At 68.3% G+C, this 13,153-nt stretch carries 13 protein-coding genes and 6 tRNA genes; 16 read left to right on the top strand and 3 right to left on the bottom strand.

Features of this window, described 5'->3' with window-relative positions; all coding sequences use genetic code 11:
* Positions 1-75 precede the first annotated feature (75 nt).
* Positions 76-147: transfer RNA gene (locus tag ACZYZ5_RS00440), tRNA-Val, on the bottom strand.
* A 316-nt stretch (positions 148-463) separates the two neighbouring features.
* Between ACZYZ5_RS00440 and ACZYZ5_RS00435 the strand changes: the two genes are divergently transcribed.
* The 6 genes from ACZYZ5_RS00435 to ACZYZ5_RS00410 all read left to right on the top strand — a co-directional run bounded on the left by ACZYZ5_RS00435 (position 464) and on the right by ACZYZ5_RS00410 (position 1,500).
* Positions 464-536, top strand: a tRNA-Gly gene (locus ACZYZ5_RS00435).
* Positions 537-581: 45 nt separating this feature from the next.
* A tRNA-Cys gene (locus tag ACZYZ5_RS00430) sits at positions 582-652 on the top strand.
* A gap of 39 nt (positions 653-691) precedes the next feature.
* Positions 692-766: transfer RNA gene (locus tag ACZYZ5_RS00425), tRNA-Val, on the top strand.
* Positions 767-822: 56 nt separating this feature from the next.
* Positions 823-895, top strand: a tRNA-Gly gene (locus ACZYZ5_RS00420).
* A gap of 38 nt (positions 896-933) precedes the next feature.
* Positions 934-1,008: transfer RNA gene (locus ACZYZ5_RS00415), tRNA-Val, on the top strand.
* 222 nt (positions 1,009-1,230) lie between these two features.
* Entirely contained in the window at positions 1,231-1,500 is a 270-nt protein-coding gene (locus tag ACZYZ5_RS00410; protein WP_463898373.1) for an antitoxin, read from the top strand.
* A 170-nt stretch (positions 1,501-1,670) separates the two neighbouring features.
* On the opposite strand, the gene zapE is transcribed toward ACZYZ5_RS00410, so the two are convergent.
* The gene (gene zapE / locus ACZYZ5_RS00405) at positions 1,671-2,708 is read right to left on the bottom strand and encodes a cell division protein ZapE (protein WP_463898371.1); all 1,038 of its coding nucleotides are present in this window, start codon (positions 2,706-2,708) and stop codon (positions 1,671-1,673) included.
* A gap of 230 nt (positions 2,709-2,938) precedes the next feature.
* Between zapE and ACZYZ5_RS00400 the strand changes: the two genes are divergently transcribed.
* The 3 genes from ACZYZ5_RS00400 to ybaK all read left to right on the top strand — a co-directional run bounded on the left by ACZYZ5_RS00400 (position 2,939) and on the right by ybaK (position 4,920).
* Entirely contained in the window at positions 2,939-3,856 is a 918-nt protein-coding gene (locus ACZYZ5_RS00400; protein WP_463898368.1) for a sulfurtransferase, read from the top strand.
* 66 nt (positions 3,857-3,922) lie between these two features.
* The gene (locus ACZYZ5_RS00395; protein ID WP_463898366.1) at positions 3,923-4,381 is read left to right on the top strand and encodes a SufE family protein; all 459 of its coding nucleotides are present in this window, start codon (positions 3,923-3,925) and stop codon (positions 4,379-4,381) included.
* Positions 4,382-4,422: 41 nt separating this feature from the next.
* Positions 4,423-4,920 (top strand): Cys-tRNA(Pro) deacylase, encoded by a 498-nt coding sequence (gene ybaK / locus ACZYZ5_RS00390; RefSeq protein ID WP_463898364.1) that lies wholly within the window; start codon positions 4,423-4,425, stop codon positions 4,918-4,920.
* Here the strand turns inward: ybaK and ACZYZ5_RS00385 are convergent.
* Positions 4,917-6,239, bottom strand: coding sequence for an alpha/beta hydrolase family protein (locus ACZYZ5_RS00385; protein ID WP_463898361.1), 1,323 nt, complete (start codon positions 6,237-6,239; stop codon positions 4,917-4,919). The genes ybaK and ACZYZ5_RS00385 overlap by 4 nt on opposite strands.
* 121 nt (positions 6,240-6,360) lie before the next feature.
* On the opposite strand from ACZYZ5_RS00385, the gene ACZYZ5_RS00380 reads away from it, so the two are divergent.
* From ACZYZ5_RS00380 to ACZYZ5_RS00350, 7 genes are all read left to right on the top strand, one after another.
* Positions 6,361-6,849, top strand: a complete 489-nt coding sequence (locus tag ACZYZ5_RS00380; RefSeq protein ID WP_463898359.1) for a hypothetical protein — start codon at positions 6,361-6,363, stop codon at positions 6,847-6,849.
* Between the two features lie 14 nt (positions 6,850-6,863).
* The gene (gene msrB / locus ACZYZ5_RS00375) at positions 6,864-7,367 is read left to right on the top strand and encodes a peptide-methionine (R)-S-oxide reductase MsrB (RefSeq protein ID WP_463898356.1); all 504 of its coding nucleotides are present in this window, start codon (positions 6,864-6,866) and stop codon (positions 7,365-7,367) included.
* Positions 7,368-7,612: 245 nt separating this feature from the next.
* Positions 7,613-9,010: a DUF6421 family protein gene (locus tag ACZYZ5_RS00370; RefSeq protein WP_463898354.1), complete on the top strand. Its 1,398-nt coding sequence runs from the start codon at positions 7,613-7,615 to the stop codon at positions 9,008-9,010.
* A complete protein-coding gene (locus ACZYZ5_RS00365) occupies positions 9,007-9,765 on the top strand; it encodes an SDR family NAD(P)-dependent oxidoreductase (protein WP_463898352.1) in 759 nt (252 codons plus the stop codon). The genes ACZYZ5_RS00370 and ACZYZ5_RS00365 overlap by 4 nt, the downstream gene beginning before the upstream one ends.
* A 56-nt stretch (positions 9,766-9,821) precedes the next feature.
* Positions 9,822-10,910, top strand: coding sequence for a threonine aldolase family protein (locus tag ACZYZ5_RS00360; RefSeq protein ID WP_463898745.1), 1,089 nt, complete (start codon positions 9,822-9,824; stop codon positions 10,908-10,910).
* Positions 10,911-11,012: 102 nt separating this feature from the next.
* A complete protein-coding gene (locus ACZYZ5_RS00355; protein WP_463898744.1) occupies positions 11,013-11,663 on the top strand; it encodes a DUF3000 domain-containing protein in 651 nt (216 codons plus the stop codon).
* A gap of 42 nt (positions 11,664-11,705) precedes the next feature.
* Positions 11,706-13,139 (top strand): HRDC domain-containing protein, encoded by a 1,434-nt coding sequence (locus tag ACZYZ5_RS00350; RefSeq protein ID WP_463898350.1) that lies wholly within the window; start codon positions 11,706-11,708, stop codon positions 13,137-13,139.
* Positions 13,140-13,153 lie beyond the last annotated feature (14 nt).

Genomic DNA, 13,153 nt, shown 5'->3' with positions numbered 1-13,153 from the left:
AGGCAAACAGCGGCCCAACTGCACTAACAACAATGGTCCGCCCCACTCGGTGAGCGGAACGGACCATTTCTTGGGTGGGCGATACTGGGTTCGAACCAGTGACCTCTTCGGTGTGAACGAAGCGCGCTACCACTGCGCCAATCGCCCCAATGCCATTGAATGCTAGCCCACCCCGGCGGAATTTAGAAATCGGGGCGCAGTGTTCCGCCGAAGTCCCCGAATGAGTCCTCCCCCGGGGAGTCGGCAGACTCCAGCTCGCAGCTGGGGCCGCCCGGGAGCCGCCCGGAAACGAGTGCTAATTACAGGGCTGTAATTAGCAGGAACCGCTAGAACTCAACGATGCAGGGCTCCCCGCGTCCGCCGTCGTCGTCCCGATTTGTAAGTTCCCTGAACCTCCTATAGAGTTCTTACTCGTTGGAACGCGAGGAAATGCCGATTGCGGCGGGGAATTGCAGACAATATTGCGGACGTAGCTCAGCTGGTAGAGCACCACCTTGCCAAGGTGGATGTCGCGAGTTCGAATCTCGTCGTCCGCTCGCAGGACACTGTCACGGTATGGTTCTTCGGAATCCTATCTACACGGTGGGTTGGCCGAGAGGCGAGGCAGCGGCCTGCAAAGCCGTATACACGGGTTCGAATCCCGTACCCACCTCGGTGAAAACCCTGGTTTCCGGTTACGACTGGATGCAAGGGGCGATTGGCGCAGCGGTAGCGCGCTTCCCTGACACGGAAGAGGTCACTGGTTCGATCCCAGTATCGCCCACCAAAGCAAGGCAACTTGCTTGATGCAGTACCACCGGCCCAGCCGGCATGGACTAAAATGCGGACGTAGCTCAGCTGGTAGAGCACCACCTTGCCAAGGTGGATGTCGCGAGTTCGAATCTCGTCGTCCGCTCTCTTCATTACAACTCCACTCCGGATCCTTCCGGTTGCGGGCGATTGGCGCAGCGGTAGCGCGCTTCCCTGACACGGAAGAGGTCACTGGTTCGATCCCAGTATCGCCCACCACAAGAGCAGCTCCCCCGGAGCTGCTTTTTTTGTGCCCTGCTGCCCCGGGTCGCGATAGGGGCTCCCAGGACCCGCGTCCTCGGCCCTGGGGGTCGTTATGCCCTGTGCAACGTGTTCTGCAGCTTTTACCCTCTGGGCGGACACCCTTGGCACTCCCGCCGCCTCCGACTAGGGTAGAAACCGCTAGGAGCGATCTGGCTCCGCGACCGAAGGGAGGTGCCCGTGGGTTTACTTGACGATCTAAAGGGCAAGGCTCAGAAAGTGATTGGTGGCAACGAAAATGCCATCAAGAACGGCATCGAAAAGGCCGGCGATTTCGTCGACTCCAAGACCGGCGGAAAGCACGCCGACAAGATCGATGCTGCGCAGCGAGGCGCTTCCGACTTCGTGGACAAGGCGAACGACCGGCCGAATACGCCGCCGGTCGCCGAGCAGAATCCCGTTGCCGGAGAGCCCCCGGTTACCGGGGAACCCCGCCAGCCAGGCCTCTGACCCAGATACGTCAGCGAGGTGCCGGTCCCGCCGAGAGGTGGCGCCGGCACCTCCGGCGTTTAACGGCACTTACCGGCGTCCAAGGGCGCTTAACGCAGCAACGCGGGGTCACCCTTGGCCCATCCAGAACGTCAGGATGGGCCGACGGTGACCCCGCGTTGCTTTAAGCCTCAGGAGGGTTCGTGGTTCTGGCCTTCGCGGGCCAGGGCGGTGAGCCGCGAGACGGCGCGGAAGTACTTCTTCGTGTACCCGCCGGTCATCATTTCCTCCGTGAAGAGCTGGTCGAACGGGACGCCGCTGGCCAGGATAGGCACGTCTTTGTCGTAGAGCCGGTCCGCGAGCACCACAAAGCGCAGCGCGACGGCCTGCTCGGTGATGGTGTGGACGTTCTTCCAGACCACGCCCTCGATCCCGTCGAGCAGCTGGCGGTACCGGCTCGGGTGGACGCCGGCCAGGTGGTTGATCAGGGTGCTGAACTCGTCGCGGGCCACAGTCTTGCCGTGGAACTCGTTCTGCATGTGGTGCGTTAGCTGGTCGTTCGGCAGCGGCTGCGGCGCGGCGGGCAGGCCGCGGTGGCGGAAGTCCTCGCCGTCGATCCGGACGACGTCGAACTGGTCCGCCAGCACCTGGATCTCCCGGGCGAAGTCGACGGCGGCAAAGCGGCCGTCGCCGAGCGACCCCGGCAGGGTGTTGGAGGTGGCCGCGAGCTTGACGCCGGCGTCGGCCAGCTCGCGCATGAGGCGGGACATCAGCACGGTGTCGCCCGGATCATCGAGTTCGAATTCGTCGATGCAGACCAGTTTGTAGTGGCTCAGGGCCTCGACCGTCTTGCGGAAGGACAGCGCCCCGACCAGGTTGGTGTATTCGACGAAGGTGCCAAAGGCCTTCGGTCCCGGGGCGGCGTGCCACAGCGAGGCGAGCAGGTGGGTCTTGCCGACGCCGAAGCCGCCGTCGAGGTAGATCCCGGCGCGGGACATGTCCTTCTTGCCGAAGAGGCGCTTGAAGAGCCCGTCGCCGTCGCGCGCACCGACGTTGGCCGCAAATCCCGACAGCGCCCTGACCGCGGCGGTCTGGCTGGGCTGCGCCGGATCCGGCCGGTAGCTGGAAAACGAAACCTCGCCGAAGCGCGGCGAGGGATAAAACCCGGTCAGGAGTTCATCCACTGAAACTGCCGGCGTGCGGGCGGCGAGCTGTTCGATCTGTACCAAGGTGGTCCGTTCTGCTGGTCTCTTGTCCCCAGAAAGAATACCGGCAATGCGCGGGCCGCCCGTCGGCGCCCGCGGGACGGGCGGGCAGCACGTGACGAAGGCCATATTTCCGAGTGTGAACCCGGAGGGGCAATCCCGGCGGGGCGTGGCTAGTGTTGGACAAGGCCCGGCGCCGCGCTCGATCCTTCCATGGCCCGGCCCCCTGACCGTTTCAGTGAAAGGCCATTCCAATGCCCTACCCCGTTGAACAGAACGAGAAGTTCGCCGCCTACGCCCACCCCGAGCGGCTCGTGTCCACCGAGTGGCTGGCCGCCGCCATCGATTCCGGCGCCCTGACGGACGGCAAGCTCGTGGTGGTGGAATCCGACGAGGATGTGCTGCTCTACGAGGTGGGCCACATCCCGGGCTCGGTGAAGATCGACTGGCACACGGACCTGAATGACGAGGTCACCCGCGACTACGTCGACGGCGCGGCCTTCGCTGCCCTCGCCGCGGCCAAGGGAATCTCCCGCGACAGCACCGTGGTCATCTATGGCGACAAATCCAACTGGTGGGCGGCCTACGCCCTGTGGGTCTTCGAGCTCTTCGGCCATGAGGACGTCCGGCTGCTCGACGGCGGCCGGGACAAGTGGATCGCCGAAGACCGCGCCCTCACCACGGACCAGCCCGTGGTCACCCCCGGCGAGTACCCCGTCGTCGAGCGCAACGACGCCCCGATTCGTGCCTTCAAGGACGACGTGCTGGCCCACTTCGGCAACCCGCTCATCGACGTCCGGTCCACCGAGGAGTACACCGGCCAGCGCACGCACATGCCCGCCTACCCCGAGGAAGGCGCCCTGCGCGGCGGTCACATCCCCACCGCGGCCTCCATCCCGTGGGCCCGGGCGGCCGCCGGGGACGGCACCTACCGGACCCGCCCCGAACTGGAGGCGCTGTACCTGGGCGAGGCCGGGCTGAAGGAAGGCGACGACGTCGTGGCGTACTGCCGCATCGGCGAGCGTTCCAGCCACACCTGGTTCGCGCTCAAGTACCTGCTGGGCTTCGACACGGTCCGCAACTACGACGGTTCCTGGACCGAATGGGGCAACGCCGTCCGCGTCCCGATCGTCAAGGGCAGCGACCGCGGCGCGGTCCCGGCCGCCAGCTAGCCGCCGCCAATGGACGCTGCTGCAGCGATCGGGACACAATCGCCGCGCGTGCGTAAGCTGGAAGAGATGAATACTGTTGCCCTCCCCACCGCACTGGCGGAAATTGTTGATGACTTCCAGGCCGTTACCGAACCCGAACGGCTCCAGCTGTTGCTTGAGTTCTCCCGTGAGCTCCCGGAGCTCCCGGACCGGCTCAAGGACCACCCGGAGCTGATGGAGCAGGTTGTCGAGTGCCAGTCGCCGCTGTTCCTGACCATCGAAACGGAAAAGTCCCACGACGGCGCTGCCGATAGCGTCCGGCTCTACTTCAAGGCACCGCCCGAAGCCCCCACCACCCGCGGCTTCGCCAGTGTGCTGCACGAGGGCCTCGACGGGCTGAGCCCGGCGGATATCCTGGCCGTTCCGGATGACATGCCGGAGCTGCTGGGCCTCACCCGGGCCATCACGCCGCTGCGGATGCGCGGGATGACAGCGATGCTCGGCCGGATCAAGCGCAAGGTTGCTGCCCTCCCGCAGCAACCCTGAGCCGCACCCGGACACACGGGCCCCAGGGACACACGGACCGAATGGCACGCAAACAGGCGTCCCAAGGAACCCCGGCCACCGCCGCACTGGCGGCCGCCGGGGTTCCCTTCGTCGCCCACCCCTACAGCCATGCCCCGGCGGCGGCCGGCTACGGGCTGGAAGCCGCGGAGGTGCTCGGCGTTGATCCGGCCCGGGTGTTCAAAACCCTGATGGTCGACGTCGACGGCCGGCTCGCCGTCGGCGTCGTGCCCGTGAGCGGGAACCTGGACCTCAAGGCAATGGCGGCGGCGCTGGGCGGCAAGAAGGCCACCATGGCCGACCCGGCGGCCGCCGAGCGCCGCACCGGCTATGTGCTCGGCGGCATCTCGCCGCTGGGACAGCGGCAGCCCTCCCCCACGGTTGTGGATGACAGCGCCCTGGGCCTGGACACCATCCTGGTGTCGGGCGGGCGGCGCGGACTGGACCTCGAACTGAGCCCCGCAGAACTGATCCGGCTCACCGGGGCGCACACGGCCCGGATCGGCACCGGCAGAAATTAACCGGGGGCAGGCGCCGCGGGATCATGCTGGCCCGGATTCGGACGCGGCGCAATCTGCTGCCGCAGCCAGGCGGCCACCAGCCGTTCCCAGCGCTCCGGATCCACGTTCCATTCCTTGGTGTGCCCGGCCCGGTCGAACATCTCGAAGGTGACCATCTCCGGGTTCTTCTCGGCCAGGGCAGCGGACGGGCCGTAGGGGACGTATTCGTCATCGACACTGTGGATGATCAGCGTCGGTGTGCGCAATTCCACCGCACGGGACACCCAGTCCATCGCTTTCAGGTCCACCGGCGCGGCAAGGCCGGTCAGCCGGCGGCCCAGCTTGTGGCTCATCATCAGCTGCCCGTACCGGCCCACGGCCGACGGGATCCGGTTGAGCTCGGCGTGGTGTGCCAGCACGTTCACCCAGTTGATGACCGGGGCGTCGAGAACCATGGCCCGGATCAGGTGGTGATAGCGCGACAAATCCGCGGTCTGGAGGCAGATGGCGCCACCCATGGACCAGCCAAAAAGCACCACTTCACGGGCCCCCTGCTCCAGGGCAAAGCCGATGGCTGCCTCGACATCGCGCCACTCGGTGGAACCCAGCCCGTAGCGTCCGTCCTGCGCCGAGGGCGCCAGGCCGTCATTGCGGTAGGTGATCAGCAGACTGGACATGCCCAGTTCCCGGGCTGTCCGGACCGCCCGCAGGCACTCCTGCCGGCTCGCGCCGCGGCCGTGCACCATGATCGCCCAAATGCCGGATTCCTGCGGTGCCCGGACCAGCCACGCGGGGGCGGTCCCGCCCTCGACCTCGATGTCCACGTCTTCCGACGGCAGGCCGATGCTGGCAGGGTCCGGGTAGGCGGCTCCGCTCCAGTAGCCGCGGCGCGTCGCGCTGAGGTCGCCGCTGTAGACGGCCTCGACTTCGCGCTGCACCGTGCGCTCCGCCGGCGAATAGGACACGATCCGGCCGATCCGGGCGTGTCCCCGGCCGCCGTCGAAGAACAACCCGTAGACCCCCTCGACCGTCGCCTCGGGCGTTGCGGCGAGGATGACCTGCAGCCGGTGCCCGCCGCGGATCACCGCCAGAACCTCCTGGTCCTCCTCCCGGACCCGGGAGGGAGTGATCACCCTGCGGGCGAAATAGAGGGCAAGGGCGGAGGATCCGGCGGCGAGTAGTCCGGCCGCGGCGCTGCCGCCGATGATGCCGCCCAGTGCCCACTTGGCGCTGCCCGGGACCGAAACTTCGCTGGCGGAGTCCGCGACGGCGCGGGCAGCTTTTCCACGGACGGAGGAGATCAGCTGCGGGTCCGGCAGGAGGCGTGAGGAGGAAGCCATGGCACCATTCTTACCGAACTCACCGCCCGGAGTGACATCCGGGGACGTCAGGGACCACCGGCGGCGGGAGCAGGGGCACCAATCCGTGCGGGCCCACCGGGGCGCGACTAGGCTGGGGGGCATGAGTGATCCAATCGTCATCCTGACAGAAGAGCCCCTGGGCGCGGACGACCGCGTCAACATCGAAACCCTGCTCGCCGGGGGTGATGCACCGCTGGTGGTCCTCGTCCCGGCCAGCACGGAGCGGCACCTCCTGGTGGATTTCCTGGAAAACCTCTCCCTGCTGGAAATCTCCAAGGCCTTCCGTGAGCTGACGGGACACTCCGACCCTGCCGGGGAACGCGCCGAAGCCGCCGAGACCCTGGCCGTCTCCCTCGCAGCCCTGGCCGGACTCAGCAGCGGCGTGACCGGCGAAATCCTCGAGGGCAAGGCCGTCGACAGCATGGTTGCCAAGGTCAAGGAAATCGGCGCCGGGCAGGCCGTGGTGATCACCCGCCCGCACGCCGTCGCGGATACGTTCCACACCGACTGGGCCACCAAGGCCCAGGACAAGCTGGGCCTGCCGGTCCTGCATCTCTACGCCGGATCGGGATTTATCGGGGACTCCTAAGCGTTAGTGAGGTTATGAGCATCTTTAGTAACAGGCCAAAAGTCACGCCCGTCGCCGCCCCCGCCGGATCCGACGGCGCCGCGGAACGCGGCACCGCGCCAGGCACATCGCCGGCTGAAAAGACCGACGAGCAGTGGCGCCAGGAGCTGACACCCGAGGAGTACCGTGTGCTCCGCCAGGCGGGCACCGAGCGGCCCTACACCGGCGAGTACTGGGATACCCACACCGCCGGCGTCTACCAGTGCCGGGCCTGCGGCTCGGAGCTCTTCACCAGCCAGGAGAAGTTCGACTCGCACTGCGGCTGGCCCTCCTTCTGGGCCCCGCTCGCGGACGGCACAGTCAGGTACATCCACGACCGCACCCTGGGGATGGATCGCGTCGAGGTCCGCTGCGCCAACTGTGATTCGCACCTGGGCCATGTTTTCGAGGGTGAGGGCTACGGAACCCCGACCGACCAGCGCTTCTGCATCAATTCCGTCTCCCTGAAACTGGTCTCGACGGACGACGCCAAGCAGTAGCCCGGCGCCCGGGCCGGATTTGACCGACGACCCCCGCCTGGAGCCGCAGCAGCGGCGCCGCCGGGGGTCCTCTGCATGGTGGGCAGCCCCTCGGCCGCTGGAGCTGGCCCGGGCTGCGCAGCCCACTTGCCACAGACTTTCTTATGCTCAAGCCTAATTTGCATTAGAGCTTCTGTTTGCTTGCTACGCTCGTTTTAATCACTGACGAGCGATGCTCCCAGTACACAGAAAGGCGCCCGCTGACGATGACCACCACCGCTATCACCACCACTGCCCCGATCTCCGCCAGCACCCCGGAATGGCTGCAGCTCAAGGCTGCCGCCACCGCATTGCAGGCACTGCAAGTTCAGGACGGCTCGGTTCCGGAGACCGCGGACCACGAGGCGGCCGCGGCGCATGTCCGCACGATCACGGCGGCCGTCGAGGCCCTGGCCCCGGCCTTTCCGCACGACGCCGACTACCTCGCCCTCCTCGTGACGGACTTCGGCCGCTGGGCCGACGGCGGCTTCGGCGTCCCCGACTTCCTGGACTCCCTGCAGGCCTTCCAGCCGCAGCAGCACCGGGTCAACGGCCTGCGGCACCTTGTGGTCTTCCCGATGTACACCCAGAACGGCAGCAGCAACCGCCTGGTCGAGGCCGTGCTGATCGAAGTCATCTGGCCAGAGTTCATCGCCGGCCTGGAGCAGGGCGAATACTCCAACAGGCTCTTCGTCCCGATCCGCTTCCTGGACTTCACCCCCGGCTACAACACCAACTCCGCGGTGCTGTTCCCGGAAACCGTCGCCGTCCGCCAAACCCCCACCTTCACCTGGGGCGCCATCTTCGCCGACCGCGAGGCGGCGCGCTTCCGCCGCGTGCTCCGCGCCGCCGCGGACATCACCTCGCTGCAGCTGCCGGCGGACGCCGCCGGCCTGCTCGAGGACCAGGAGCTGACCCAGGCAACCTTCGTGATGTGGGACCTCATCCACGACCGCACGCACATGCGCGGCGACCTGCCCTTCGACCCGTTCATGATCAAGCAGCGCATGCCCTACTTCCTCTACTCCCTCGAGGAACTGCGCTGCGACCTGACCGCCTTCCGCGAATCCGTGAAGATCGAAAAGGACGAGGACGCCGATCCCGAGGCACGCCGGCACGCCAAGCTGGTGCAGTACGCCGTCATCTTCGACCGGATCTTCCGCTTCGCCATCACCGGCACCCGGGTCCGCAACTACGACGGCCTCGGCGGCCAGCTGCTGTTCGCGTGGATGCACCAGCACCATGTCCTGCACTGGACCGACAGCAAACTCAGCATCGACTGGGACGCGGCGGCCGACGTCGTGGTTGAACTCGGCGCCCGGATCGAGGAGCTCTACTGGCGCTCGATCGACCGCCCGAAGATGGCGCACTGGCTGGCCGCCTACGAGTTGATCTCCGGCACCGTCACGCCCAACCCGGCCTCTGTCTGGGCCAAGGGTCCGGACGCGCTGCCGCTGGCCGGCCCGCCGCGCGGCCTCACCGACCAGGTGCTCGACGACGAGTTCCCGCTCTCGATGTTCTACGAGGCCCTCGAGAAGAAGATGCGCCCCGTCATCGAGTCCACGGCCGGCATCACGGGCACCTCCGACACGGGCACGGCACACACCGCCCTGAACGCCGGATGAGCACCGGACGCCCCCTGAACGTCGTGGTCACGGGCGGCAGCGGCCCTTCGGGGATCGCCGCCGCCCGCGCCCTGCGCCGCGCCGGGCACACCGTCTTCACCGTGGGCTCGGACGGGCCCCGGATTGAGGCGGCCGCCGCGGAAGCCGGCAGCGGCGTCACGCCGCTGGTATGCGACCTCGCGGACCTCGCGGACGTCCGGTCGCTGCGCACCACGGTGCAGGCCCGGCTGGCCGCCACGGGCGGGTCCGTCGACGGCGTCATCCACCTGGTCGGCGGCTGGCGCGGCGCGAAGGGCATCACGGACCAGAGCGACGAGGACTGGGAGTTCCTGGAACGCGGCGCCATCACCACGGTGCGGAACGTCACGCGGGTCTTCTACGAGGACCTCGCCGCCTCGGACGCCGGACGCTTCGCCATGGTGTCCTCCACCGCCGCGGGCCGGCCGACGGCGGGCGGCGCCAGCTACGCAGCCGCCAAGGCCGCCGCCGAAGCCTGGACCCTGGCCGTCGCCGACGGCTTCCACCGCGGCCAGTCGGGCCGCAAGGAAGACCCCACGGAACAGCGCAGCGCCGCAGTGGTCTTCGTGGTGAAGGCCCTCGTGGACGCGGCACTGCGGGCGAAGTCCCCGGACCGCAGCTTCCCAGGATTCACCGATGTGGAGGACCTGGCGGCTGCCGCCGTCGGGCTCTTCGCCTCCCCCGCGGCGGAGCTGAACGGCCGGCGCCTGCTGCTGGGCCCGGAGCCCCGGCACTGAGCCCGGACACTGAACTTAGCCCCGGACCTCCTTAGACTGAAAGCGTGAGCAAACCGATGACAAGCACATTTGAAACTGCCCCTGCCAGCACCGCAGCGCGGCTCCACGATCCCTCGGTCCGCGGCTTTGCCTCGGACAACTACTCCGGCGTCCACCCCGAGGTGCTGGCCGCCCTGGCCGCCGCGAACGAGGGCCACCAGGTCTCCTACGGCGAGGACGACTACACCGCGCGGCTGCAGCAGCTGATGGAGGAGCACTTCGGCGAAGGAATCGAATGCTTCCCGGTCTTCAACGGCACCGGCGCCAACGTGCTGTCGCTGCAGTCCCTGCTGCCGCGCTGGGGCGCCGTCGTCTGCGCGTCGACCGCGCACATCAATATGGACGAGAACGGCGCACCGGAGCGGATCGGCGGCATCAAACTGCTCCAGGTCCCCACGGCTGACGGCAAGCTCACCCCCGAGCTGATCGACCGGGAAGCCTGGGGCTGGGGCGACGAGCACCGCGCCCAGCCGCTGGCGGTCTCCATCACCCAGACCACCGAGCTCGGCACCTGCTACACCCCGGAGGAAGTCCGGGCCATCGCGGAGCATGTCCATGCCAAGGGCATGAAGCTGCACATGGACGGCGCCCGGCTGGCCAACGCCGCCGCCCACCTGAACGTGCCGCTGCGGGCCTTCACCCGCGACGCCGGCGTGGACATCCTCTCCTTCGGCGGCACCAAGAACGGCCTGCTCTTCGGCGAGGTCGTCGTGGCACTGAACCCGGCCGCGGCCCAGGGGCTGATTTACCTGCGCAAGATGAACATGCAGCTGGCCTCCAAGATGCGGTTCATGTCCGCCCAGTTCATCGCCCTGCTCGAGGGCGACCTGTGGCTGCGCTCCGCCTCGCACGCCAACGCGATGGCAGCCCGGCTGCGCGCCGGCGTCGAGTCCATCCCCGGCGTCGAGCTGAGCCAGAAGACGGAGTCCAACGGTGTGTTCGCGATCCTGCCGGCCGGTGTGGCGGACCGGCTGCGCGAGTCCTTCCGTTTCTACGACTGGAATGAGGCGGCCCGCGAGGTCCGCTGGATGTGCTCCTTCGACACCACCGAGGATGACGTTGATTCCTTCATCGCTGCCATCAAGCGCGAACTCGCTGCCGGCTGACCCTGGCGGCAGGACGGCCGCCGTCGCCCGGCCCGGTGAAAGCCGGGCGGGGCAGCGGCGGCGAGCCTGCCGGGCTTGGGGGCGCCCCTTGCATAATCTTCCATTGTGAACGCACTCGACCAGGTTCCGGCGGATTTTCTCTTCGCCCTGGGAACCCTTCGGCAGGCACGAACCCGCAGTGAGCTGCGCCTGGAGGAGATCCCGGCGCCCGCGCGGCTGGCACCGTTCTCCGTCGCCCTCGGGGCGGAGATTGTCGCCCCGGGCGAAGTGACGCCCTCCGGCGCCGTGCACGGCCCCGCGGCCGCTGCCCTGGCCCGTGCGTCCGGTAGCGACGACATCGAACTGGCGACCGGCCGCTTTATCCTGCTGCACGATCCCGACGGCTCCGCGGTCTGGGAGGGCGAGTTCCGGGTGGTCACCTACATCCGCGCCCAGCTGGAGCCGGAAATGGGCAACGACGAAATGCTCGGCTCCGTCGCGTGGGCCTGGCTCGTCGAAGCCCTCGAAAACCATGCCGCACCGTACCGCTCGGCCGGCGGCACCGCGACGCGGGTGCTGTCCGAAAGCTTTGGAACGCTCGCGGACCGGCCCAATTCAATCGACATCGAGCTCCGCGCATCCTGGACTCCGGCCACCCCCGACATCACCTCCCACCTCGAGGCCTGGTCGGACATGGTCTGCACCTTCGCGGGCCTTCCGCCGCTGCCCGAAGGCGTCACGCCGTTACCGCGCTGGCGCCGCGGACAGGCCTGAGATGCGGCCCCGGAACTGTGTTGTCGCTAAACTGAAGTCATCATGACCCCTCATATTCCGGAAATCACCACCGCGGGCGCGGCCGCCAACACAGTGCACAACAAGACCGAGGCGGCTGACACCACAGCCCACATCGCGGTGGACGGCTTCGACAGCCTGGTCCCCGAGATCATCGACCTCGATGCCCCCCGCGACGGCGTGCCGCTCGTCATTGAAACGCAGTCCGGCCTGGAACGCTGCGCTGCGGCCCTCGCCGCAGGCCACGGCCCCGCCGGGGTGGACGCCGAGCGGGCCTCCGGTTTCCGGTACGGCCAGCGCGCCTTCCTGGTCCAGATCCGCCGGGAGGGCTCCGGCACCTGGCTGATCGATCCTGAGCCCTTCGAGGACCTGGCCATCGTCAACGACGCCCTGCGCGGCGTCGAATGGATTCTGCACGCGGCCAGCCAGGACCTGCCCTGCCTGTCCGAACTCGGCATGTGGCCGGACAGGCTCTTTGACACCGAGCTCGCCGCCCGCCTCGCCGGGCTTCCCCGCGTGGGACTCGCCGCCGTGATCGAACAACTCCTCGGCTTTGGCCTCGCGAAGGAACACTCCGCCGCCGACTGGTCCACCCGTCCGCTGCCGGAACCCTGGCTGCGCTACGCGGCGCTCGACGTCGAGGTCCTCACCGAACTGCGCGAGGAACTTATTGAGCTCCTGGTCGCCGACGGCAAGCTGGACTTCGCCGAACAGGAATTCGCCGCCATCCTCGAGGCCGGGCAGGCGCCGCCCCGCATCGACCCGTGGCGCAAGACTTCCGGACTGCACCAGATCCGCGACCGGCGCCAGCTGGCCGCGGTCCGCGAACTGTGGCTCGAACGCGACTCGCTGGCGCAGAAGCGCGACGTCGCCCCCGGCCGGCTCATCCCCGACTCCGCCCTCGTCGCCGCCGCGAAGGCCATGCCCGCCACCGTGCCCCAGCTGCTGGGCACCAAGGGCTTCCACGGCCGCGCGGCCCAACGCGAGGCGCCGCGCTGGCTGCGCTGCATCAGCGCCGCCCGCGCCCTCGAGGACCTCCCTCCCCTGCACCTGCCCACCAACGCTCCCCCGCCCCCGCGGGTCTGGGCCGACCGGGACCCGGAGGCCGCCGCCAGGCTCGCCACCGCCCGGCCGCTGTTGCAGGCCAAGGCCGAGGAGCTGAACATGCCGGTGGAGAACCTGCTGACGCCGGATTACCTCCGCCGCGTCTCCTGGCGTCCGCCGGTTGAGCCCAGCGAGGAAGGCATCGCCGAGGAACTCGCGAACCTGGGGGCCCGCCAGTGGCAGGTTGAACTCGTCGCTCCCCTCGTCGCCGAGGCCTTCCAGAACCCGCAGCCGCTGCCGGTCAAGGAAGCCAGAGCGGTGTCTGCCGCAGCTGACGCGGCCACAGCTGCCGCAGCCACCACGGCCGCCGCTATCGCAACGACGGCCGCCGCAGGACCGGACACGGCGCACTAGGCCCGCAGACCCGG

It is taken from the genome of Pseudarthrobacter ribosi (genome assembly GCF_055412865.1).
The sequence above is the reverse complement of the archived record's forward strand: the minus strand, read 5'-3'. Positions and strand labels throughout refer to the sequence as shown.